The organism is Roseobacter sp. MH60115, from assembly GCF_015644665.1.
Taxonomy (GTDB): domain Bacteria; phylum Pseudomonadota; class Alphaproteobacteria; order Rhodobacterales; family Rhodobacteraceae; genus Roseobacter.
Map to the genome: position 1 here is coordinate 30,725 of NZ_JADOBQ010000008.1, position 23,105 is coordinate 53,829.

16 protein-coding genes and 1 riboswitch are annotated in these 23,105 nt (G+C 64.3%); all 16 genes read left to right on the forward strand.

All coding sequences use genetic code 11. The features are described from left to right. Positions 1 to 30 precede the first annotated feature (30 nt). Positions 31 to 132: riboswitch (TPP riboswitch) on the forward strand. Between the two features lie 62 nt (positions 133 to 194). The 16 genes from thiD (at position 195) to ISX84_RS20405 (ending at position 22,835) form a co-directional block, all read left to right on the forward strand. Continuing rightward, the gene (gene thiD / locus ISX84_RS20330) at positions 195 to 1,001 is read left to right on the forward strand and encodes a bifunctional hydroxymethylpyrimidine kinase/phosphomethylpyrimidine kinase (protein ID WP_195822246.1); all 807 of its coding nucleotides are present in this window, start codon (positions 195 to 197) and stop codon (positions 999 to 1,001) included. Beyond that, positions 998 to 1,993: an FAD-dependent oxidoreductase gene (locus ISX84_RS20335; RefSeq protein ID WP_195822247.1), complete on the forward strand. Its 996-nt coding sequence runs from the start codon at positions 998 to 1,000 to the stop codon at positions 1,991 to 1,993. Before thiD ends, ISX84_RS20335 begins: the two co-directional genes overlap by 4 nt. Then, on the forward strand, positions 1,977 to 2,174 hold the full coding sequence (gene thiS / locus ISX84_RS20340) for a sulfur carrier protein ThiS (RefSeq protein WP_195822248.1): 198 nt from the start codon (positions 1,977 to 1,979) through the stop codon (positions 2,172 to 2,174). Before ISX84_RS20335 ends, thiS begins: the two co-directional genes overlap by 17 nt. Before the next feature lie 2 nt (positions 2,175 to 2,176). Next, positions 2,177 to 2,950 carry a thiazole synthase gene (locus tag ISX84_RS20345; protein ID WP_195822249.1) on the forward strand — a complete coding sequence of 258 codons (774 nt, stop codon included), beginning with the start codon at positions 2,177 to 2,179 and terminating at the stop codon, positions 2,948 to 2,950. After that, positions 2,947 to 3,543, forward strand: coding sequence for a thiamine phosphate synthase (locus tag ISX84_RS20350; RefSeq protein WP_195822250.1), 597 nt, complete (start codon positions 2,947 to 2,949; stop codon positions 3,541 to 3,543). Before ISX84_RS20345 ends, ISX84_RS20350 begins: the two co-directional genes overlap by 4 nt. Next, positions 3,522 to 4,535 carry a HesA/MoeB/ThiF family protein gene (locus tag ISX84_RS20355; RefSeq protein WP_229884458.1) on the forward strand — a complete coding sequence of 338 codons (1,014 nt, stop codon included), beginning with the start codon at positions 3,522 to 3,524 and terminating at the stop codon, positions 4,533 to 4,535. The genes ISX84_RS20350 and ISX84_RS20355 overlap by 22 nt, the downstream gene beginning before the upstream one ends. After that, positions 4,532 to 5,470, forward strand: a complete 939-nt coding sequence (locus tag ISX84_RS20360; protein WP_195822251.1) for an ABC transporter substrate-binding protein — start codon at positions 4,532 to 4,534, stop codon at positions 5,468 to 5,470. The genes ISX84_RS20355 and ISX84_RS20360 overlap by 4 nt, the downstream gene beginning before the upstream one ends. Next, positions 5,470 to 6,147 carry a thiaminase II gene (gene tenA, locus ISX84_RS20365; protein WP_442800633.1) on the forward strand — a complete coding sequence of 226 codons (678 nt, stop codon included), beginning with the start codon at positions 5,470 to 5,472 and terminating at the stop codon, positions 6,145 to 6,147. Before ISX84_RS20360 ends, tenA begins: the two co-directional genes overlap by 1 nt. Further along, the gene (locus ISX84_RS20370) at positions 6,147 to 6,878 is read left to right on the forward strand and encodes an ABC transporter ATP-binding protein (RefSeq protein WP_195822252.1); all 732 of its coding nucleotides are present in this window, start codon (positions 6,147 to 6,149) and stop codon (positions 6,876 to 6,878) included. Before tenA ends, ISX84_RS20370 begins: the two co-directional genes overlap by 1 nt. Next, a complete protein-coding gene (locus ISX84_RS20375; RefSeq protein WP_195822253.1) occupies positions 6,875 to 7,621 on the forward strand; it encodes an ABC transporter permease in 747 nt (248 codons plus the stop codon). Before ISX84_RS20370 ends, ISX84_RS20375 begins: the two co-directional genes overlap by 4 nt. Positions 7,622 to 7,753: 132 nt before the next feature. Beyond that, on the forward strand, positions 7,754 to 8,554 hold the full coding sequence (locus tag ISX84_RS20380; protein WP_195822254.1) for an endonuclease/exonuclease/phosphatase family protein: 801 nt from the start codon (positions 7,754 to 7,756) through the stop codon (positions 8,552 to 8,554). 237 nt (positions 8,555 to 8,791) lie between these two features. Next, a complete protein-coding gene (locus ISX84_RS20385) occupies positions 8,792 to 11,056 on the forward strand; it encodes a hypothetical protein (protein WP_195822255.1) in 2,265 nt (754 codons plus the stop codon). Continuing rightward, complete coding sequence (locus ISX84_RS20390; RefSeq protein WP_195822256.1) at positions 11,053 to 14,397, forward strand: DUF6603 domain-containing protein; 3,345 nt, start codon at positions 11,053 to 11,055, stop codon at positions 14,395 to 14,397. Before ISX84_RS20385 ends, ISX84_RS20390 begins: the two co-directional genes overlap by 4 nt. Then, positions 14,394 to 17,003 (forward strand): hypothetical protein, encoded by a 2,610-nt coding sequence (locus ISX84_RS20395; RefSeq protein ID WP_195822257.1) that lies wholly within the window; start codon positions 14,394 to 14,396, stop codon positions 17,001 to 17,003. Before ISX84_RS20390 ends, ISX84_RS20395 begins: the two co-directional genes overlap by 4 nt. A 16-nt stretch (positions 17,004 to 17,019) precedes the next feature. Next, a complete protein-coding gene (locus ISX84_RS20400; RefSeq protein ID WP_195822258.1) occupies positions 17,020 to 21,303 on the forward strand; it encodes an EF-Tu/IF-2/RF-3 family GTPase in 4,284 nt (1,427 codons plus the stop codon). Next, complete coding sequence (locus ISX84_RS20405; protein ID WP_195822259.1) at positions 21,300 to 22,835, forward strand: hypothetical protein; 1,536 nt, start codon at positions 21,300 to 21,302, stop codon at positions 22,833 to 22,835. The genes ISX84_RS20400 and ISX84_RS20405 overlap by 4 nt, the downstream gene beginning before the upstream one ends. Positions 22,836 to 23,105: the final 270 nt, after the last annotated feature.

Sequence of the window (23,105 nt, forward strand, 5' to 3'; positions counted from 1 at the left end):
AGGCGTTGCCGCGAGATCGGTGACCCAGAAATTTATCCGTCGGGGGGCCCGCCAAGGGCTGAGAGGTGCACGCACCGACCCGTCGAACCTGATCCGGACAATGCCGGCGTAGGGAACGGGTAGCATGTGCAACAATCGCACAGTCTTTCCCCCATGCGCGCCGGTGTTTTCCTCACGTTGGAGAGACGCGCGCCATGACCAAGACCCCGATTGCCCTGACGATTGCAGGCTCCGACAGCAGCGGCGGCGCGGGCGTGCAGGCGGATCTGAAAGCGATGTCCGCTCAGGGTGTTTTCGGGGCCAGCGTGATCACCGCGATAACAGCGCAAAACACGGTGGCAGTGACAGCCGTGCATGAGGTGCCTGCGGAGATTGTCGCAGCGCAGATCGATGCCGTCCTCAGTGATCTCGACGTAGGGGCCATCAAGCTGGGCATGTTGTTTTCCGTTCCGATCATCGAAACCGTTGCGGCGTGTCTGGAGGACTTTGAGGGACCGGTTGTCGTTGATCCGGTGATGATCGCCAAATCAGGGGACGCGCTTTTGCAGGAAGCCGCGGTCGTGGCGCTGATCGACAGGATTCTACCGCGCGCCACGCTCCTGACGCCGAACCTGCCCGAGGCCGCACGGCTGACAGGCGGTGGCCAAGCCAGAACGCCTGAGGACATGGCGGCACAGGCAGCAGGCCTTCTGGCCTTAGGCCCGAAGGCCGTTTTGATGAAGGGGGGGCACGCCGTGGGCGATACCTGCACCGATGTTCTGGTTGACGCAGGGGGGGTGATGGCAACGCTTGCCGGGCCACGCATCGCGACCCGCAATACCCACGGCACGGGCTGCACCTATTCTGCGTCCATCGCGGCGCTTTTGGCCAAAGGCAACAGTTTGCCCACGGCGGTAACGGCGGCACATGGCTACTTGCAGGCGGCCATTGCGGCGGCGGACCAATTGCAAATCGGCGTAGGCCATGGCCCTGTGCATCACTTCCACGCGCACTGGTCATGAAGGACGTCACTGTCATAGGCGCAGGCGTCGCCGGGCTGTGCGTCGCGCGGACCCTGCTGGACCGGGGCGCGCATGTGGTGCTGGTGGACCGCCATGAAGAGAACGGACCGCATGCTTGTTCGTGGTGGGCAGGCGGAATGCTCGCGCCTTTCTGCGAAGGCGAAAGCGCCGAGGAACCCGTGGTGCGGCTCGGGGCTGAAGCCGCAGATTGGTGGGCCTCAAAAACCGATGCGGTCGCGCGTCGGGGCTCTCTGGTGGTATCACCTGCGCGGGACAGTGCCGATCTGGCGCGGTTTGCCCGGCGAACCAGGGCGCACCGCGCTGTCACGGCGGGCGAAATTACAGCTCTGGAACCGGACCTTGGAGAGCGCTTTGCACAGGGGCTCTTCTTCGAAAGTGAGGCGCATCTGGCGCCACGGGCGGCCTTGGCGCAGCTCCGGGAAGGGGTGATCGCCGACGGTGCCGTATTCCGTCAGGAAGACGCGGATCCGGCGCACCACGCGCAGCGCGGCCTGACAATTGACTGTCGCGGATATCAGGCCCGGACCGATCTGTCCGACCTGCGTGGGGTCAAGGGCGAGATGCTGATCCTGTCATGTCCCGATGTCACGCTGCACCGGCCTATCCGGATGCTGCATCCGCGCGTGCCGCTTTACATCGTGCCGCGCGGCGACGGCATATTCATGCTGGGCGCGACCATGATCGAAGGCCGCGCGGGTGGCCATGTGACGGCCCGCTCGCTTCTGGAACTGCTCTCTGCGGCCTATGCGCTCAACCCTGCCTTCGGGGAGGCTGAGGTGCTTGAAATCGGCGTCGACAGCCGCCCCGCCTTTCCCGACAACCTGCCGCGCATCCGGCGGGACGGGCAGCTGATCCGCGCCAATGGATTGTTCCGGCATGGTTTCCTGCTCGCGCCAGCCGTGGCCCGCATGGTGGCAGACCTGATTTTTGACGACGCAACACCGGAGGTGATGGATGAAACTGCAGCTTAACGGCGCGATGATCACTGCGCAGGTCAGCACGCTTGCCGATCTGTTGGAGGTGGAAGGATTTGGGGGCGCAAAAGTCGCAACAGCCGTCAACGGTGACTTCGTGCCCGCCTCGGAACGATCAGACAAGAGCCTGAAGGCCGGTGACAGCATCGAAGTGCTTGCGCCGATGCAGGGGGGCTAGTCATGCGCGATTTCTACGGGATCACGCTGGCCAATGGGCTCATGCTGGGCACGGCTCAATATCCCTCCCCGGCGATCCTCGCAGATGCCTTCAAACGCAGTGACGCCAGCGTCGCCACGGTGTCCTTGCGCCGTGAAAGCGGGCGGGATCGGGCGGGGCAGGATTTCTGGGCGCTGATCCGCGATCTTGGGGTGCATGTCCTGCCCAACACCGCCGGCTGTCACAGCGTGAAAGAGGCGGTCACCACGGCGCATATGGCGCGTGAGGTATTCGATACCCGGTGGATAAAACTCGAGGTCATTGGGGAGGAAGACACCCTACAGCCAGATGTCTTTGGCCTGGTCGAGGCCGCACGCATTCTGACCGAGGACGGGTTTCAGGTCTTTCCCTACACAACCGAGGATCTGGTTGTGGCCGACAAGCTGCTGCAGGCCGGATGCGAGGTGCTGATGCCCTGGGGCGCGCCCATCGGGTCCGGGCTGGGGTTGAACAATATCTTTGGCTTGCGGGCCATGCGCGCGCACTTCCCGAACACGCCTCTGGTAATTGACGCGGGCCTCGGCCTGCCGTCACAGGCGGCCGCCGCGATGGAACTGGGCTTTGACGCGATCCTGTTGAATACTGCGGTCGCAAAGGCGGGTGATCCCGCCCTGATGGCCGAAGGTTTCGCAGCAGCCCTCCGCGCCGGTCAATTGGCCGCGCAGGCGGATCCCATGACGCCGCGCGACATGGCGGCCCCGTCGACCCCGGTGATCGGCAAGGCGTTCCTGTCATGATCCTCGACCGGTTTTACCCGATTTTTGACAGCGCCGACTGGCTGGAACGTCTTGTTCCGCTGGGCATCAAACTGGTGCAGCTGCGGATCAAGGATGTCCCGGCGAAGACCCTGCGCACCCACATTCGCCGGGCCAAATCCGTCTGCGCGGCGCAGGGCTGCACGCTGGTGGTGAACGACCACTGGCAGGTCGCGATAGACGAAGGATGCGACTACATCCACCTGGGTCAGGAAGACCTCGACACGGCAGATATCACGGCGATCCGGGCGGCGGGCCTACGCCTCGGGATCAGCACGCATGACAAGGCGGAACTGGCGCGCGCGCTGGACCTTGCGCCTGATTACGTGGCGCTGGGGCCGGTCTACCCGACCATTCTCAAGAAGATGAAGTGGCGCGAACAGGGGGTTGCAAAGCTGTCGACATGGCGCGGATTGATCGGAGATGTGCCGTTGATTGCCATTGGCGGGATGAATATCGACCGCGCGCCAGGGGCCTTTGCGGCGGGTGCGGATGTGGTGGCGGCGGTGACCGACATCACTCTGCATGAAAACCCGGAAGATCGGGTGCGCGCATGGCTGGCGGCAACGCGATGAGCCGCTATGCGCGACAGATATGTCTGCCCGATGTGGGTGAGGCGGGGCAAGAGGCGATCCGCGCGGCGCAGGTGCTTGTCGTGGGCGCGGGCGGGCTGGGCGCGCCGGTGCTGCAGTATCTTGTCGGGGCAGGGGTGGGGCGTATCACGGTTATGGATGGCGATACCGTGTCCCTGTCGAACCTGCACCGTCAGACCCTGTTCCGCGAAGGCGACATCGGCAAGCCAAAGGCACAAGTGGCGGTCGACACACTGGCGGCTCTCAATGCCGCGTGCGACATCACGGCCCAATGCACGCCGCTTGATCCTGCAAACGCACCCGCGCTGGTGCGGGGCAGCACGCTTGTCCTCGACTGCGCAGATAGTTTCGCGGTGAGCTATACCCTGTCCGACGCCTGTCGCGCCGCCGATGTGCCCTTGATCAGTGCCTCGGTGCTTGGCTTTTCAGGCTACGCGGGCGGGTTTTGTGGCACAGCACCCTCGCTGCGCGCTGTGTTTCCGGACTTGCCGGATCGCGCCGCGACCTGCGCCACCGCTGGGGTCATGGGGCCGGTGGTCGGGCTGGTTGGTGCCGCGCAGGCGCAGATGGCTCTGGGCTGCCTGATCGGCCAGACACCCTCGCCGCTTGGACAAGTGATCAGTTTCGACATGCACGGTTTTCGATCGGGCGGCTTCCGCTTTGACGCAGCGCCCGAGCCCGCGCCCGATCTTGCCTTCATCGCGCAGAGCCAGATTGCCCCCTCGGACTACGTTGTCGAACTGCGCGATGCGACCGAAGCGGCGCAGCCGGTGGTGAGGCATGCGCAACGGCTGACGGTCAATGATTTCAAGGCAGGCAGCCCCGAGCCCGATACCCCGACACGCGCTGTTTTTGCCTGCGCCTCCGGCCTGCGCGCATGGCAGGCCGCCCAGCATCTGCGGTCCTACTGGGACGGCGAGATTTCCCTCATTGCAATGGGCACGACCCAACCTGACGAAAGGCATTCGACATGAAACCAACCCCTTTGGCGGCCACGCTGTCCCTCCTGGCGCACCCTCTTTTTGCTGCGGATGAAATGACCGTCCTGTTGGACTGGTTCGTCAATCCCGATCACGGCCCGATCATCATCGCGCAGGAAAAGGGATATTTTGCGGATCAGGACCTGAAGGTCGAGGTCATAGCCCCCGCCGACCCCTCCGATCCGCCCAAGCTGGTGGCGGGGGGGCAGGCGGATCTGGCGATCTCCTACCAGCCACAGCTGCACCTGCAAATCCACGAAGGCCTGCCGCTGCAGCGTGTCGGCACCCTTGTGGCCACGCCCTTGAGCTGTCTGCTGACCCTGGCCGATGGCCCGATCAAGACACCAGCGGATCTGGACGGCAAGAAGGTCGGATTTTCGGTTGGCGGGGTGGAAGAGGCCGTGCTGGGAACGATCCTGCGGCACCACGGGCTGGATCTGGAGGATATCGAGTTGATCAACGTGAACTGGTCGCTGTCGCCGTCCTTGATGTCGGGTCAGGTGGATGCGGTGATCGGTGCGTTCCGCAATTTCGAACTGAACCAGATGGAGATCGAAGGCGTCGCGGGTCGTTGCTTTTTCGTCGAGGAAGAAGGGATGCCGCCCTATGACGAGCTGATCTATGTGGCCAATACCGAGGTCATGGACAAGGACATGATCTCCCGCTTTCTGGCTGCAACCGAAAAGGCGACACAGTATATTATCAATCATCCCGAAGACAGCTGGGAGGTTTTCGCAGGCACCTCTGTCGAATTGCGCGACGAGCTGAACGAAAGGGCCTGGGTTGATACGCTGCCACGCTTTGCGCTGCGCCCGACGGCGATGGACGCGGGGCGTTATGCCGCTTTTGAAACCTTCCTGCACGAGGCGGGGCTGATCCCGGCGGTGAACCCGGTCTCGAAGATTGCCATTGACGTGACGGCCAACTGATGGCGCCTGACTATGGCGAGACCTTTGCGCAGTGGCGCGCGGGCGCGGCGGGGTCGTGGCGGGACTATACGCGCCATGCCTTTGTCGAAGGGCTCCGCGACGGCACGCTGCCCCGCGCCTCCTTCCTGCACTACTTGGTTCAGGACTACGTCTTTCTTGTGCATTTTGCGCGGGCCTGGTCTCTGGCCGTCGTGAAATCGGAAACGCTGGAAGAGATGAAGGTTTGCGCGGGCACGGTTGATGCGCTCGTCAACCACGAGATGGCCTTGCATATCAAGACTTGCGCCGCTGAGGGCATTGATGAAGCAGCTTTGTTCGGGGCTGCCGAAGCGGTTGAAAACCTCGCCTATACCCGCTTTGTGCTGGATGCCGGGCTGCAGGGGGATTTTCTGGACATTATGGCAGCGCTGGCCCCCTGCGTCATGGGGTACGGGGAAATTGGGGCCCGTCTGGCAAGAGATAAGGTGGCAGATACCCCCTACGCCGACTGGATCGCGACCTATGCCGGCGAGGATTATCAATCCGTCTGCCGCGCGGCAGGGGCCATGATCGACGGCGCCGTTGCGCGACGTATCGGTGATTTGGCCTCTGCCCCACGAGCACATGTCCTGCAGGACCGGTTCACGAAAGCCACAGAGCTTGAGGTCGGTTTCTGGGATATGGGCCTCAGAGGCTGATGCCAGCGCCGCCGGGGATCACGCTGAAGGGCCAGCATCGCATCGGGAACGCGGTCCTCTTCGATGCGGTTCTGCGCCTGCCCGCAGGACGGTGGACCTGTCTTCTGGGACGCTCCGGTGTCGGGAAATCAACACTCCTGCGCCTGATCCTTGGGTTGGAAACGGGTGGGGTGTTCTCCGGCAGGTTCACGGCCACGGATGGTGCCGGTCTGGCCGGGCGGATCAGCTATATGGCGCAATCCGATCTGCTGCTGCCCTGGCTGTCGGTGCGGGAGAACATCTGCATTGGTGCGCGGTTGCGGGGGCAGAGGCCGGACATGACGGTCGTCGATGACCTTCTGCATCGCGTGCATCTGTCCGAGCACGCAGACAAGAAACCAAATGCGCTTTCGGGCGGGATGCGGCAACGTGCAGCGCTGGCCCGCACCCTGTTCGAGGATCGCCCGGTTGTGTTTCTGGATGAACCATTCTCGGCGCTCGATGCGGGCACCCGTTCCACGATGCAGGCGCTTGCAGCCGAGGTGCTGACAGGTCGCACCGTCTTTTTGGTGACCCATGATCCGGCAGAGGCGGCGCGTCTTGGGCACCAGATCATCGTCATGTCCGCACAGGACATGCAGGTCTGGCCAGCCCCCGGAACGCCAGCCCCGCGAGCGTTGGACGACCGTCAGGCGATGGCCTGCCAGACCCGTTTACTGGCCCATCTGCACGCTACGGCAGCGGCGTCATGAAAGCGCGCGATATCCTCCTCGCATCCTTGGTCGGCGTAGGCGTGTGGCAGGCCACTGTCTGGGTCACGGGGGCACCGCATTTCATCCTGCCATCGCCGGGGCGGGTGGCATTGGCGGCGTTTGACAGCCGCGTGCTCATTGCCGAAAACGCGTGGATTACGGCGGTCGAGGTCGCTTTGGGCCTTCTGATCGGGACGTTTCTAGGCGTGGTGACGGCAATCCAGCTGGCCCTGTCAAAAACTGCAGAACGGCTGATGCTGCCGATCCTGGTGTTTACCCAGTCCGTCCCGGTTTTCGCGCTCGCACCGCTGCTGACGCTGTGGTTCGGCTACGGGATGGCGTCGAAGATCGCGATGGCGGTCCTGATCATCTATTTCCCGGTCACATCGGCCTTTCACGACGGCCTGACCCGCATCGACAGGGGGTATCGCGACCTCTCGCATGCGATGGCGGCGGGCAAGTATCACTTCATGCGCCACGTGCAGATCCCCAACGCCCTGCCGAGCCTTGGCAGCGGTCTGAAACTGGCCGCCGTCTACGCCCCCATCGGGGCCGTGATCGGAGAGTGGGTGGGCGCATCAAAGGGGCTTGGCTACCTGATGTTGCTGGCCAACGGGCGCGCCAAGATTGACCTGATGTTCGCCAGCCTCATTGTTCTGGCCTGTTTGACGGTCATCCTGCACGTCGCCGTTGGCGCTCTGGCGGCGCGCCTGACGCGGTATGCGCAAGGGGTCGAGACCTGAATAAAGTGCTCTTGCAAGGCCGTGTCCGGTGCAAGTCGTGACTGCCGGATCATTTTGCATGGCCCCTGACGCGGGGCTTGTCCTTCTGCGGAAAGACGTCGAATGTTCAGAGAATCCGTACGTGGGGAACCGATGAAAATCATGTGTCTGAATGGCTGGGGCGGCACGCTCTATGAGGACCTCTTGCCGTATCTGTCTCACACGGTGCCGGACGTTCTGTGTCTGCAGGAGGTCGTGCACAGCCCGGCGACGGAGAAGGATTGGCTCACCTATCGCGACGGCGATCATATCCTTCCCCAGCGGGCAAACTTCTTTCGCGATGTCTGCCGGGCACTGCCGGATCACGTCGCGACCTTCTGCCCCGCGGCCCAGGGTGTCTTGTGGGACGAAGAGGTGCAGATCCCGTCACAATGGGGGTTGGCCACCTTTGTTCACAAATCCCTTCCGGTGATCGGACAGGTCCAGGGTTTCGTTCACAAGGAGTATTCGCCCGTGGGCTACGGCGATCATCCCAGATCCCGCAGCGCGCATGCAGTGCGCGTCTTTGACTATGGATTGGACCGGGCCGTGAGCATTACACATATGCATGGGCTGCGGGATCTGAACGGCAAAATGGACACGCCAGAGCGCAGGGTGCAGGCCAAACGATTGCTGGCGCTGTCGGATGCGGTGACCTGCCCGGGTGATTTGCGCGTCATCTGCGGAGATTTCAATGTGGAACCCGCAAGCGAGACACTGGAGATCCTGACGCACGCCGGACTGGTCGAGCTGGTGACGTCCCGAGGCTTTGAGAGCACCCGAAACTCCCGCTACACCAAGCCGGGCAGGTTTGCGGATTACCTCCTCGTCAGCGACGCGGCCGCCGTGCGGTCATTCGATGTTATTCAGGACCCGGAGGTCTCCGACCACTGCCCGCTGATCCTGGAGATCTAAGGGCGGATAGGTGCCAATGTACTTCAAAGACTGGATTTTTGGGTCTGGATTGTCCGAACACCGACCGTCAAAGGCGTGCACGTGACGCCTTGGATCTGGCAGGCTGACGCAACATCACACCCCTCCTGATCGCAGCCAAATGCGGCACCGTCGACCCGTGGAGAAAAAACTTGACTGACGAAAGGCTGCAATTGATGGTTGAGTGAATTTTAGAGTGTCTTTTTCGCTGGGTATTTTATGGCTTACACGCCGACGCAAATTCTGTCTCGCACGGCATCGGTCCTGCAAGACTTTACCGTGGATGTCGCCAATACCGCCGCAAGCTACCAAAAGACCTTTGATCGTACATTCACGCTGAACGGCAAGGAACAGGTCCGGAAAGGCCCGACACGCGCCAATGTGTACGAGCTTCATGACGAAATCGCCCGCCTTCTGGACGACCTGCCGTTATCCCCTCCCTCGGGCAGTGGCCAGATTTCCGTCGCGGCCGCGCGCACGGCCCTGGCAACTGACTTCTTCGACACGCTGGAAAAAGATCGCAGCAGCCTGCAACTGAGCCGGGCCATCGACGCCTATGGGTTGTTTCATCTGTTGCGCAGCCCCGCCAACAAGCTTGCGCGCAAGACGCAAATTCAGGACATCAAGAGCGCGCTGTCCATTCTGCAACAACTCTACAACCGGACGGTGCGGTTCGCGCCCAAGCTCCAGAAACTGCTCTACGATCCATCGGTTCAGTTGTCCGTAGCCTTTGACAAGGCGCCAGCTGTGGCCCGGCTGGCTTTTTTGCAAGAGCTCTTTGCGGCCATGCCGGTTCTGGATACGCAGCAGCCTGCGGCAAACCGGTTCAAGGAGGTGCAGGCGCTCAGCTTTGGCGGAACCAACCGGATCAACGACCGGATTAGCCAGGACGCGGCCAATTCCCTGTATGTCGCGGATTGCGTGTTCAATGTCGGTCGCCTCGCCCAGCTGGCCGACGATCTGCCCGTCAAGCTGCACAATGATTCGACGATCGGCGACACGTATATCTTGACGGGGACCCCGCCCTCCGCGGATGCCGCGCGGATGCTTTGGGGCGACGACCCCTTTGGGCAGACGAAAAAGGCGACGGATCTCATTGCTTTGGGCCAGCGCACCGTCAAGCTCTATGTATCGGTCATCAGCATCAGCCACCAGATTGCTGCAACAGCGCTCGATGCGAATGACGGCTCGGGCAACAAGGTCAGCGGCAGCGACGCGGTCAAACGCTGTTTCGCAAAGCTGATGGGTGTGGCACCGACCACGCTGACCAAAACCGCCAAAGAGGTAGAGGCGGATGCGATCAAGGCCGTCAAGACCGGCAGCACGAAATGGACCAAGGCGCTGGCCAATGTCGAAACCTTTGTCGATGGGGCAGGGAAACTGCAAAAGATCGGTGGGCGCGGGCTTCAGATGCTCGGCTTCTACGGGGCTGTCAAAGACTACAACACCAAGGGCGATCTGACTTCTGCCACCAAGTTGATCTGTACGATGGTGCAGGACGGCGCCTCACTACGCGCGGAGTTGATCGCCTTCCGGTTGGCTGATGACGTCCTGCTGGATGACGCCGCCAAGGCCGCGGCGACGGTGGGCATGCGGCGGCTGGCGATGCTTGCCTCCATTCCTCTGATGATCCTCGATGCGCATGCGGCGGTCCAAGGCGTCGCTGATGCGACGCGGCTGAACGACATGTCGGTGGCCTTTGGTCACTTTCTGGCAGGCTCCTCCAGCCTGATCTCGGGCAGCATCGGTGTGTACATGTATTTCGCGGGTGTCGCGGTGGCGACGGGGCCGCTTGGCATCATTCTGGTCATCGCCATGGCGGCGGGTATTGCGGGCGCATTGCTGATCTGGCTGACCAAGGACCCACGCCTGCAGTCAGCACTCGACAGTTGCTTTTTCGGGAAGAACCCGAGCAACGGCACGAAGTTGATGGATCCGGACCACAAGTTCGGAGGCACCTCGAAAACCTCAAACAGCGGCAAGAAGACCACGTGGACCTACACCAACGCGGACCTGGCCGAGCAGACCTTTAGCATCCGGTCGTTCATGTACGGCCCCGGTTTTCAGGTCAGCACGAAGCAGCCCAGCGGGTCGGCTGCCGGCAGCAACAGGCGTTGGCTTTATCAGGGGATCAAGACAAGCGACCCGAAATTCAAGCGCTACAAGGATTGGTCCTACAGCGTGCGCATTGTGGATGACAACTCTGCCGCTGATCAACCGGTTCCCAATTGGAAAGACAAAGGCAATGCCGCCGACTTCTTTGCCAAAGGAGCACAGAAGGTGATGCTGCTGCCGACCAAGGAAACCGTGGCACAGGTGATTGCGATGATCGGTCAGGGCTCGTTTTCCTCCAGCACCACGAACTTCCCTGTTCTCAGCCATGGCATGGCGGGTGACATTCTCGAGTATCGGGTCTTTGGCCCGAAGCCGGAAAATGGCGGTCGGCGCAAAATGGTGTTCCGTGACAGGGCGAAATACAGATGAGCGTGCGTCTTGAAGATGTTCTGCTGCGGGAACTTGGGCGCCTGATGGAGCCGCTGGCCGGTCTTGCGCGCCCCGGCCTGACGCTGGCAGCGCGGGACTACGACCAACCGGCGGGCACCTTCAAGGATACCACGTCGGGCTTTCATGTGCGGCTTGAGGATTTCCTGACCGCCGCCGGTTTACAGGTGCCGCCCTTTGCGGCCTCGGATGGTCCCGTGGTTCAGCTGGCGACGGATCTGCAATCGGTGCTGACAAACGTCGAGAAGGTTGCGCAGGGCGATGCGACGGCGCTCGCCTCTATCGTGGATGATGTGAAATCAGCGGTCGCTGCGATCAAATCACTTGCAGCGGCGCATCCGGATTTGCCCGGGCCCGATGAGTTGGCCGCGCGCATCACCGAACATCTGACGGCTGTGTACGTCATGGCCTATCATCCGCCGGTGGCGGCGGTCACCGCCATGCTGGGTGTGCTGGATGAAACCGCAGTGCGGGATCGCGCACCAGGCCAGTTTGACTTTGCAGCCATTGGTCCGGCCCTGGCCGATCCAAGCGGGGCCTTGGCCGCCGAGATGGGCTTTGGCACCGACGCGCTTGCGGCAAACCGGTTCCTGGACAGGCTGGCGCTTTTGCTGGGGTCCCTGGATCTGCAGGTTGATGTCAAGGACGGCCAGTCGCGCGGGCTGCCGGACGGCACCCCGGCAGATCCGGGCGCCGATCACGTTCTGAGCTATGAGCTGTTCCGCCATGTCGACCCCTCTCTGTTGGCGTTTCTGTCCCTGCGCGGGGTGCCCGCAGATGGTACGAAAAAGCCGGGGTTGAAAGGCTTCATCGATGCAATCGGCGCAGGCAAGATCGAGTTCCCACTCCCCGAAGATAGCGCGGCCTTGGCAACTTTTGAGGCCAGTGCCGAAACGGATGATCTGGCCGCCGTTACCATCCGACCGAGCGGCCTGCAGGTCGAGGCGGGTGTGCCGGATATCCGGCTTGGCGCGAAGCTCAAACGCGACATGGTGCTTGCGGATCTGACGCTCGGACCGGTGGGGCTGCGTGCCGAAACCCCGCAGACGGCTCTTTCGGTTGTCTATGCCGATAGCAAGGCCGAGCTGCGGGTCGAGCTGCATATAGACAAGGCGGAACTGTCGCTGGGTGTGACCGACGCGGACGGATTTCTGGCCAGCCTGTTGCCCGCCGGGGCATTGTCGGCAGCCTTCTCGCCGACTATTGGCTGGTCGAGCGCTGCGGGGTTCTTTGCCGAAGCCGGAGGCGCCGGTCTGTCCGCGCGCATCCCCACGGAAATCGCCTTTGGCAAAGCCTTTGCGCTGCAGGCCATCGAGGTCAGTGTCGGATTGAATGACGTACCGAACCAGTTGTCGCTGGAGGTATCCGCCGGGGCCGAAGCGCAGATTGATATCGGGCCCGTCTCCGCAACGGTCGAGGGGATCGGGGTCATCATCGATGTCGATCTTGACCCCGCGGGCGATGGCCCTGTGGCGCGCAGGCCCCGGTTCAAACCGCCCACCGGCCTCGGGCTGGGCATTGACGCGGGTCCCGTGCGTGGCGGCGGCTATCTGTCCTTTGACCATCCGCGCGGGCGCTACGCCGGGGCACTGGCGCTGGAGGTGCCGCCGGTTGCCCTGACAGCCTTTGGCGTTCTGGACACCAAAATGCCGGACGGGCGTGATGGATGGTCGCTGCTGTTGTTCCTCGCTGCGCGGTTCCCGGCGATCCCCCTTGGCTTTGGCTTCAACCTTCTCGGCGCGGGCGGCATTGTCGGGCTGAACCGCGATGTGGATGTGGACGCGCTTTTTGCTGCTGTGCGGGCGGGAAAGGCGGGGCAGTTGCTTGCCCCTGAGGACCCGGTGCGCGACGCGTCCAGCCTCATCCGCGATGCAGAGGCGATTTTCCCGGTCACGCGCGGCCAGCATGTCCTGGGACCGACGGTGGCCCTGGGCTGGGGCACGCCGCAGCAGTTGCTGACGCTCGATCTTGCCCTCGCGCTCACCTTGCCGGAGCCGCTGCGGATCATTCTGATCGGCACGCTCAAGGCCAACATCCCAAATGAGATCCTGCCGATTGTAAAGCTGAACGTCGATGTCGCGGGCGTTCTGGATGTGAGCGGGCAGCGTTTTGACCTGGAGGGGCGGATCTACGACAGCCGCATTCAGGGCATTCCGATTGAGGGCGGGTTTGCGGTGCGCAGCGCCTGGGGCCCGGCACCCGAACTGGCGTTCAGCGTTGGCGGTCTGCATCCCGGTTTCGAGCCGCCACCCGGTTTTCCGACGCTGGCACGCCTCGGCGTCGATCTGAGCAAGGGCAGCCGTTTCAAGCTGCTGATCAACGGTTACTTCGCAATCACATCCAACAGCCTGCAATTTGGCGCGGCGCTCGATCTTCAGGCGCGCGCGGCGGGGTTTCAAATCCTCGCCGAACTGGGGTTCGACGTGCTGATCCTGCTGGACCCCTTCCAGATGGAGGCGGCGATCCGTGCAAGTGCCGCCATCAAGCGGGGCGGCGATACGCTCTGCGCCGTGCGCCTGTCGGGCACGCTGAGTGGTCCCGGTCCCTGGCGCGCGCGCGGGTCCGCAACCATCGAAATCCTGTTCTTCGATGTGGATGTGGGGTTCGACAGCAGCTTTGGCGAGGCGGCCCAGCCCCGGATCGACGCGAAATCGGCTTGGGACGTTCTGCGAGGTCGCCTTTCGGATGCCGCCAGTTGGGGCAGTGGCACACAGGCAGATGCAGGCGATTTGATCCTCGGCGAGACCACGGGGCTGGTGTTGCCCGACGCACCGCTTGAATTGCGCCAGGACGCGGTGCCGCTGGACCTGCGTCTTGAGCACTTCGGGGGCCATCCGATCTCCGGCGCGCGGGAATTCCGTCTCGCGCATCTGCGCGATCTGGCAAATCGTGAGATGATCAACGCAGGGACTGTGGCCGCGCGCTTTGCGCCGGGCAGCTTTCTGAAATACAGCGATAACGAGAAACTGACCGCACCGGCCTTCGAGGACCTGACGGCGGGCGCACGCTTTGTCATCGGCGTGGCAGCAGGCGATGCCGTTGAAGTCCGTCAGCCACGCGACCTGATCCTGATCGACGCGCCAGAGCCGTCGCCGGGTTTCACCCCTGCACGCCAGGCGCGCCACCTAGAGGGTGCGGCACCGGATACGGCAGACCTCGGCCCGGCGGCCAGGGTGACACCAGCGCGCGGCATCCGCATCAAATCCGAGGCCTGGTGTGTGCCGGACGCGGAGCTGTCGCGCGCACAGGGCACGTCCGGCCCCTATGCGGAATTTCGGGGGCGTGGACAGCCCGCAGCCCGTCTCAGCGAGGTCGGCCAATGACGGAAGGACGTTTTTACAGCTGGATGCGCCGCGGGCTACGTGCCCTGGAGGGTGCGCGCGACACTGTCGAGCTGGACGTGACAATCGCCGGTCAGAACCCGGTGCGTGCGACGCTCCCGCTCGCCGGGCCGGGGCAGGTGGAAGGCCTGCGCGAGACTGCGGTTGTCGGTGTGGACCCGGCACCGGGCAGCGGTGATCACCGCGCCGGGGCACTGCCGTTCGTGACCTTTCGCGACCCTGCGCTGCCCTGGAGCATGTCACCCCATGCTCCCGATCCTCAGGGGCGGCTGACCCCCTGGCTGGCGCTGATCTGCGTGCCGCAGGACCGCGCGACGATCCATCGTGGGCAGATGCTGGACATTCTCGATGCGGATGATCTGCAGACAGAGGATGGCGCGTCCTTGCTGCCCGACCCTGCGGATGCCTACCTCAGCGCGCATGTGCATGATCCGGACGGCGCTGCGGGCGATGCGGATCCGGGCGCGCGGGCCGTTTCGCGCCTTGTCTGCCTGCAGCAGCTGGTATCGGGGACTGCCTATTTTGCCTGTGTGGTGCCGCTGTTCGAGGCGGGCCGCCGTGCGGGGCTGGAGATCGATCCCGGAGATGCCGACGGTTTTGCCTGGGATCTGGCCAACCCGCGCCTGCGCACGCCGGTCTATCATCATTGGCGCTTTTCCTGTGGGCCGGGGCGCGGGGTCGAGGATCTGCTGCGCGATCTGTCGGCGCAGGCCCTCGACAACTCCGCAGCAGCCGAGGTCGCGGTGGCCGACCGTTTCAGTGACCCCGTGCCGTCCCTCTCCGGCACCAAACTGCCGCTGCGCACACTGTTCTCGCCCGTGGATCCCCCATCGCCAACGCCCCTGCGCGCGCTGACGCCTGCGTTGAAAGCGACGGACGGGCAGGGCGACGTTCAACTCCCGCTGCCCTCCTACGGTGCGGCGCAGGCCAAGGCCGAAGATGCTAGCGATGATGCCGCGCCGCGCTGGTTCAGAGAAGTGAACCGTGATCCGAGCTTGCGCCGTCTTGCGGGTGTCGGGGCGGCGCTGGTGCGCACGCAGCAGGATGCGATGGTCGGTTTCGTGCGCCAAAGCGCTGGTGCGATTGACGAAGCAAACGCGATCCTCGGACGCGCCCATGCGGCCAAGGCGATGAATCGTGGGTTGACGGCAGCTCTGGCGAAGGCGGATGCCCCCACCTTGACCCTGTTCGCAATGCCTGCGGCGGACCGGATGCGGGTCGGCAGCGGCGCGGCGCGCAAACCGCTGGGGGCGGCGCTGGCAGGCAGGGACCTTGCCGTCTTGTCGGCACCGGATCTGACCCGGCGGGCCTCGCGTCGCGGTGTCGATGCTGCGGCGCTGGCGCAGGCCTTCGAGCGGGTCGGTACGGAAATGGCAGATGGTCACGATGTGGCCGGCGCCAGCATCGCGCCGGAACTCGCCACTGGCATGATTGACGCAGGGCAGGCCAGCAGCATTCCCGCCGCAGCACCCGACGCGCGCAGGTTTGCCGATCTCTTGGCCGATCTTGCCGACAACGGGTTGCGCGATCTCGACACAAAAGCAACGGAGACGCCGCCGGAGGTGACCGCCTGGGCGGACGGGCTCCGCGACAACAGCGCGCAGCCGTCGCGCAGAGACGAGCCCGGTTCGGTGGATGATCCGCTCGGCCTGGCGCAGGACATTGCCTCGGCCCTTGATCCCGACCGCTCCGTACCGCCCCGGATTGCGGCGCGGCTGGACGGCGCGGGGATCGATCCGGAGGCCCCGCTGCCCAGTCGCGTTCTGACAGAGCCTGTCTGGCCGGAACCGGTGATTGACCAAGTGCTGAAGATGGCGCCCGATGTCCTGGCGCCCGCCCTGTCGCAGATACGCGAGGATTCGATTGTCGGCATGCGCTATGACGCCGCCGCGATGGAAGCGATCATGGTGGGGGCCAATCACGAGTTGATGCGTGAGCTGCGCTGGCGCGGTCTGCCCTGCGAGGTTGCGGTCTCGCCCGTGCGGCGCGCCTTCCCGGCCCCGACCCGGGGCGGCACGCTCGACCCGGACCTCCTGCCCCTGCGCAACTGGGGCGACACACCTTTGGGATCACACGCCGCTCAGGGGGCGGATGCGCAAGGGGCGGGCGTGGATTTCGTGGCGATCATGCGCTCTTCGCTGATCCGCCGGTTCCCGGATGTGACGGTGACCTTGAACCGCGCGGTCGAGGACGGGCAGGGCAGAGCACTGGACGCGCGCCGTCAGCCTGTGGCCCCCGCAATCACCGGCACCCTGGGGGAGGACCTGATCTATTTCGGCTTCCCCCCCGTTGGCGATCTGATGGCGGATGCGGGCTGGTTTTTGACATTTACCCAACCGCGGGTCGGCCTGTCGTTCGGGATCAACGCCCCCTTGGACACACCGCCACGCGGGGTGGGTGAGCTTTCATCCTGGAATGCGCTGAGTTGGTCGGACCTCCAGGGCGGCACCATCCGTCGCGACGCGCTGGATGCCACCCCTCTGGAAGGGTTGCGCTGGGGGTCTGGGGGGGCGGCCATGGCCGGTATTCTGCTGGAAAGGCCGGTGACCGTCGGGCTTCACCTCAGCGATCTTCTGACAGTGGGTTAAGGGAGGGGCCGTCGCTATGCCATTCGAGTTTCAGATCGAAGATGTCTTCTCGATCACCGGGCGTGGCACCGTCGTCGTCGGCCGGGTTCTTTCCGGCGAAATATCGGTCAACGATATAGCCCGCGTGCCTTTGGTGGACGGTACGCTGCGCGCGACACGTATCACCGGGATCGAAGCCTTCCGCCGGGTGCAGGACAACGTCAAGGCGGGGGAGCAGGCCGGGCTGTTACTGGAGCGTATTGAAAAAGCGCTGATCCAGGAGGATGGCGTGCTCCGCTCAGAGGATGTGACGGAGAAAACCCAGTCCCTTGAGACCGTAGAACTCTCCCATTCCGGTTCCGATGCGCCGTTGATGTTATTGCCGCTCAGGATCGAGACCGCAGCGAATGAAAAAGGCCTGCGCATTCGGGTCTTTCCCGATGCGATGCACGGCGACACTCGGCGTCCGGGTTTCTCTCCCGATGAGTTGGCCGCGGGCGACGAGTGGCGCGACGCTCGGGGGGCTGCGGCGCGCGCGGATCTGCGCCGCGAGATGGAGCAGCGCTTTGGTGTGCCGCGCGCCTATGCCATCCGGAAGGCTGCAGAGGCCGGTGCCCTGACGCCGGGTAGTCCAGATCAGCCGCGTCCTGTGGCACGTGATCTGCCGGAACGGCTGGTTTTTCATGTACGACAGCCCGATGGCGCGTCCTTCACCGTCGCCGGGGAGCGGATCCCACGGGATCTGCCCATGGGACCCGGACCGGGCGATACGGGGCTGATGGACGATCCGCGTGATCCGCTGTTCTGGCTTGCCGATTTTGATCGGGCGCAGGCGGTCGGTATGGCCGCCGAGATTGCATTTGACGATGCGCTGGCGGCGGACGCGGTTGCAGATGTGACCGTTTTCGGGACCGGTGACGGTGACCTTGCCGGTCTGTTGGAGCGACTTGCGGAAGGGGCGGGGCTGTCGGCGCTGCATCCGGGGCAACTGACCAAAGGTCCGTCCGCTGCGCAAGGTGGCCCGTTTCAAGAGATCAAGACGTCAGGCCCTGACGCGTTGGCCGCGCTGGCAGGGACCGACGTGCCCGACACATTGGGCGCGGCCCGAACGCCGGACAGGATCACCCAGGCCGTGATCACAATTCTGTGGGAAGCCGCCTTGCGCCCGGGATTTGTTGCCGATCAGGTCTTTGGCGAGGACGCGGGCCTGGATGACAGCGTCCAAAGCCTCGCTGCGATCCGGCAGAGCCTTTCGGAGCTGCTACCGCCGCCGGGTGAATTGCCGATCCTGCAGGTCGGGCGCACCCCGGTTGGGCTGATGCGTTTGTCTGCTGCCCCGGCAGAGGAGGCACCGGAATGGCTGGGCCGGATCACCGCTGCCATCCGCGCGGGGCTGAAGCCGCTGGCCGCTGCCGCCGCGCAGGCCCGTCCCGACCCTGACGGCGGGGCGGACAGCCTTGTCGAAACCCTCGCGCGTATGCCTCTTGGTCATGCGTGGCGCAGCCGTCTCAGGTGGCACGGACCCACCCTGACGCCGGTTATCCTGGGCGCGTTGCAGGCAAATCAAACCGGGGTTCAGAACAGCCTCTTGGACGCCGCGAAAACCCTTAAAAGTGCACAGACCAAAGCCGAAACCTTTGGCTTTACCGCCAAGGACGTGCCCGCGCGTTTTACGGAATACCTCGGCTCCCCCTTCACCAGCATTGTGTGCGGTCCTCTTGTCGCGGAAGGCGCGCAGGAGATGCCCGACACACCATGGGCCGACGCGCCGCTGGCCCGGCTTTTGGAAGACCCCGATCATGTTGCGGAGCTTCTACCGCGCAACGCCACCCGCCGTGCGGAAGAGGGGCCCGAACCATTGCTGCGCATCCTTTGTGAAGATGGCTTGCGCAGCGTTTTGGCCGACCTCTCCGCATTGGTGCAGACGGACGGAATTGAAAAGGCGGTCGCGTTGCGGACCAGAGGCCTGAAAGAACCGCCACAACAGAGTGGCGATACCCCGTCACACCGCCTGATGGTTGATCTTGTCACGCGTCTGGGGCGCCCGGTGCGCGACATCCCCAGTGCGCGGGAGCTCCAAGGGCGCGCCCGTCTGAGCGACCTGGTGCAGCTGATCTCGGCCATCAACGTGCTGCAGGAGGCACCGCAGGCCGCGCTGCATCTGGTGCTGGCAAATCTGATTGACGCCTTCTCCACCCGCGCCGATATCTGGATCGAAGCGGAGGCGCGGCTGCGTCTGACCCGGGACCGGCGCAGGCAGGTGAGCATCGGCGCATGGGGCCATGTGGAGGCCGCCCCCCTGCGCGCCGCTGAGGCGCCGCCTGCAACCTATCACGCAGCACCTTCCCAACGGCTCGCCCGCCTGTCAGGGCTGTTGACGCGGGCAGAGGCCGGTCTTGCGGCGAGTGGTCTGGAGGGCGTGATCGACGCGGCGTTCAGTGCGGGCAGGGTGCGTGCGGCGCGTGACCTGCTGGAGGAATTGGCGGCTGCAGGCAGTTTCGAGACCGCCGTGAGCCGTGCCATCGTCGCCCATCTGCGCCACGCGGGTTTCAGCGATGCAGTACCGCACGTCGCCAAAGCCCACCCGGATCCCGAAGGAAGCACCCGGTTTGACGGGCTTCACCTTCTGGAACACGGCGCGGGCAGCATCGTGGGCTTGGAAAGACCCGCACGCAACGCCTTGGACGCAGCCATCACGGCAACACGGGAAGCGGCGGATGTTCTCGGCGCTCTGATCACGGCGGAGGGTGGATTGGCGCTCAGCGAGGGCCGCGCTGAGCGTGCTGCAGGCCTGTTGAACGCGCGCGGTGCCGGTGCCGTGCCGCCAGCGGAACCGGAAGCCATCGCGCCGCGCCGCGCCGGGCAGGCCCTGCACTTTGGTGTCTCGGTGACCGGGCAGGCATCTGCCGCGCCCGACCTGCATCCCGCCCTATCCATGGCACCGGCGCTGACGGATATCGCGGCGCGTCTGGTAGGCCCGATGCAGGGTGACATCCGCTTGCTTGCGCTGAACGGCCCACGTCCGGCCCGCACAATCGCGCTTTCCAGCCTGCCCGGCGGTGCATTGGCATTGGTCCGATTGGCCGACGCGGATCGCGCCACTCTTGCGGCCATCGGAGAGGTTTTTGCGCTGCAGGCCGGGCTTGACCCCGAAGAGTGGCGTGCAGACGCCGATCAGGCGGCCGAGGATGCGATCTGGGCCGCGTCCCGCGTGTCTCGGCTCTTGTCACAAGGCCGCAGTCTCATGGCGGAGGACTTTGACGATGCAGGTGCTGGCAGCCCGGTGGCGCCACAGCCGGATGCATCGGCGCTGCAAATCCGTATCACCGCAGCCCGCGAAGGGCTGATCACGCTCAAGGCGCGTGTCGATGCCCTTTTGCCGCGCTTGCCGGGTCCAAACCCGATACCGGATGTCCTCCAGCCGGTACCCGATGTGCAGCGTCCGGGACCCGTACCAGACCCGATTGTGCCGACCGGACCCGTCAGCGATCCAAATGTGACGTCGGCGTTGCTGGTCGATCTGATGGTGGCTGGCCTCGTCCGTTCGACCCTCGGGCAGGGGCGCTTTGCCCTTCTTGCGGAGGCGTTGGCGTCGATTGATGCCCGCTTGCAGGCTGCCGAAGCCGCGCCAACCCCGCAGGCCACGTTGACGGCATTGCTCCACGATATGCCCGCCCTGGTTCCGCTGCGCGTCCCTGCGCAAAGCGCCGTGTGGCAAAAGCCCTCCCGGCCCGATGCCGGGCCGACGCCAGCGACGCTCGGGCACTGGCTGGAAACCTCCGGGCGCGTCAGACCCCGATTGGAGCCGCTCACAGATCTTGTTCTGGGTGCGCAGGATGGGCTGTGGCAGGTGCAATGGCCCGGCCCCGTGCAGGACGGGCAGTCCGACTGGATCGGCACGGCCCGCATCAGCGATGACTACCACGCCCATGGCTCCGTGGTCTTCCAGGGCCCGCGTCCGCAGGCGGGCGATGTGATCGAAGGCCTTATGCTGGATCAGTGGCAGGAAGTGGTGCCGGATCGCACCGCGACCGCGGCGCTGGCGGTCTCGGCATCGGCACCTCCGGCCCGCGCGCCGCAAGTGGCATTGGTTGCGCCCGCCCCGCCAGATGGTTGGGATGCGTCCTCCGTGCTGGCAACCATCGACCTTGCCGTCGATCTGGCTAAGGTCCGCAGCCTCGGCCTGACCGATCTGCCCGCGCAATCCGAGGCGGGGCCGCTCTATGGTGACCTTGGCGCTCTCCTGCCGGTGTTGGCAACCGCCAGCGACACCGGGATGTGGCGCGCATTGTGTGATCCGCAAGAGGAGACGCGACTATGACACTCCGTCACAGGATCGAACCGGACTGCCGGTCCGTGCAGGACATCGACCAGGGCGCGCTGGTGCCCCTGGCCGATCCCGCCTGGATGCTCTCGCGTCAATGGTGGACGGGGGAATTGGCGGGATCTGATGGTGGCACGCCGGTACGGACACGGGTGACATTTTCAACCGAAGGACTGGCTCCCGCCGATGTCGATCCGCAGTCCGTCGTGCCATCTGCCTATCTGGCTGTGCAGGACGCGCCGCTGAGCATGCGGGAGGCGGCAGCGCTGGGGTTAAGCATCCTGGCCCGAATGGACGATGAAATTTCCCGCATGGCGGCGTTTATCGAGCAAGGTGGAGACCGGTCGGGTAACCTGCGCGAAGCACTTGATCTTTTGTCGCGCAAACGATCGGAGATGCCCGAGGCCTTTCCTCTCGACGCGAACACACCGGTCCTGCGCAGGATGCCACCGCATCAGCGAGTGGACGGTGCGGCGGTGCGCAAAGCAGTTCTGAATGAGGCCCCGGAGGCCCGCAGGTTGCTGAGCGACGGCGTCCAACTCTGGGTACGCGGACAGGGGGAAGGCGGCGCGGCCTTTTCTGCAGAAACCGCCCGCCACAGCGCGCAGATCAACACTGCCACCGATGTGATCGAGATCAAGGAGGCCCGGGGCCCAAGGCTGCACTGGTCCGAGGTCCAAGGATACGACGTCTGGGAAGAGGCGGCGACTGAAACCCGCGCCAGCGCGCCGGTGCGCCTGTCCTATGCGGGTGACGCACCTGCCGCGTGGTGGGGGCTGGAAGAGACAGGTGTCGCTTACACCTCTGCACCAGCGGGACCGTCCGATCTAGGGCAGTTGCTGATTGCCACAGCCTTTGCCCATCCCGGCGCGCTTGGGTGGCTTGTGACCGTGGATACATCGGCCAATTCGCTCTTACATGTCGGCGAGGTTGCGCTTTTTGATGGCTTTGGTCGGGAAACGACGGTGACGCGCGCCGACAAAGGCGCTGCTGTGGCTTGGAAAGACGACAGTGCTGCCCAGTGGATGCCGCTGCTCGCCGATGCGCCGCTCTTGGAAGGGGCGCCGACCGATCTCATTGCCTTTGGCCTTGATGAGACTGACAATATTGTCTGGATGGAAGAGCGCATCGTGCCGGATGCCGATGGCCGCGGCACACATCCAAAGCCCGCGCGCCCGGATCGCAGCACATCTGATCCGGTGTTTGCGCTGCGTGTTCCGTCGCCCTCTACCTGGCATCCATATCTTTTGCAGGCGGATGGCACGCTCTTGCGCCAATCGCTGCCCCGTCATGCCCAGGGGGGCACCCTCGATGCCGTGGCGCCCGGCGCATCGCTTGCGCCCGAAAGAATGGCGCTGATCCCGCAGCAAATCCCGCCCAAGGGGTTCGCGCTTCAAAGGCGGTGGGTGCTGGGCCGTGCGCCGGACGGATCGCGTCAGGTATGGCGCGTGAACGGCACGGCGGATGCAAAACTCAGCGGCAGCGCAGGGCTTGCGCATGACCTCGTGCTCTATCCCCAGGCGCAGTAGGCTGCTTGGTTGACATCTGATGGCAGCGTCTATGGGTTCACATAGACTGGATTTGACAGGCGAGGCTCTCAGGCTCATAGCCACCGCTGAGGCGTGGTCGATGTGGTGCCAATGACGGATTCCTGATCGCCAGGACCATCCGCGAAGTCCTTATGCTGGCCGAAATCTCTCCTGACACGCAAGGCATTTGCACGCTCCCTCAGCATCGACTTTATACGCCAGCGACATTTTTTTCAACAAAAACAGGTGCGAGTAACTGTTCGCCACATC

Coding starts and splice junctions, on each gene's coding strand:
- thiS (WP_195822248.1), top strand. CDS start 1,977: ATGAAACTGCAGCTTAACGGCGCGATGATCACTGCGCAGGTCAGCACG.
- ISX84_RS20350 (WP_195822250.1), top strand. CDS start 2,947: ATGATCCTCGACCGGTTTTACCCGATTTTTGACAGCGCCGACTGGCTG.
- ISX84_RS20370 (WP_195822252.1), top strand. CDS start 6,147: ATGCCAGCGCCGCCGGGGATCACGCTGAAGGGCCAGCATCGCATCGGG.
- ISX84_RS20375 (WP_195822253.1), top strand. CDS start 6,875: ATGAAAGCGCGCGATATCCTCCTCGCATCCTTGGTCGGCGTAGGCGTG.
- tenA (WP_442800633.1), top strand. CDS start 5,470: ATGGCGCCTGACTATGGCGAGACCTTTGCGCAGTGGCGCGCGGGCGCG.
- ISX84_RS20385 (WP_195822255.1), top strand. CDS start 8,792: ATGGCTTACACGCCGACGCAAATTCTGTCTCGCACGGCATCGGTCCTG.
- ISX84_RS20395 (WP_195822257.1), top strand. CDS start 14,394: ATGACGGAAGGACGTTTTTACAGCTGGATGCGCCGCGGGCTACGTGCC.
- ISX84_RS20355 (WP_229884458.1), top strand. CDS start 3,522: ATGGCTGGCGGCAACGCGATGAGCCGCTATGCGCGACAGATATGTCTG.
- ISX84_RS20360 (WP_195822251.1), top strand. CDS start 4,532: ATGAAACCAACCCCTTTGGCGGCCACGCTGTCCCTCCTGGCGCACCCT.
- ISX84_RS20345 (WP_195822249.1), top strand. CDS start 2,177: ATGCGCGATTTCTACGGGATCACGCTGGCCAATGGGCTCATGCTGGGC.
- ISX84_RS20335 (WP_195822247.1), top strand. CDS start 998: ATGAAGGACGTCACTGTCATAGGCGCAGGCGTCGCCGGGCTGTGCGTC.
- ISX84_RS20380 (WP_195822254.1), top strand. CDS start 7,754: ATGAAAATCATGTGTCTGAATGGCTGGGGCGGCACGCTCTATGAGGAC.
- ISX84_RS20390 (WP_195822256.1), top strand. CDS start 11,053: ATGAGCGTGCGTCTTGAAGATGTTCTGCTGCGGGAACTTGGGCGCCTG.
- thiD (WP_195822246.1), top strand. CDS start 195: ATGACCAAGACCCCGATTGCCCTGACGATTGCAGGCTCCGACAGCAGC.
- ISX84_RS20405 (WP_195822259.1), top strand. CDS start 21,300: ATGACACTCCGTCACAGGATCGAACCGGACTGCCGGTCCGTGCAGGAC.
- ISX84_RS20400 (WP_195822258.1), top strand. CDS start 17,020: ATGCCATTCGAGTTTCAGATCGAAGATGTCTTCTCGATCACCGGGCGT.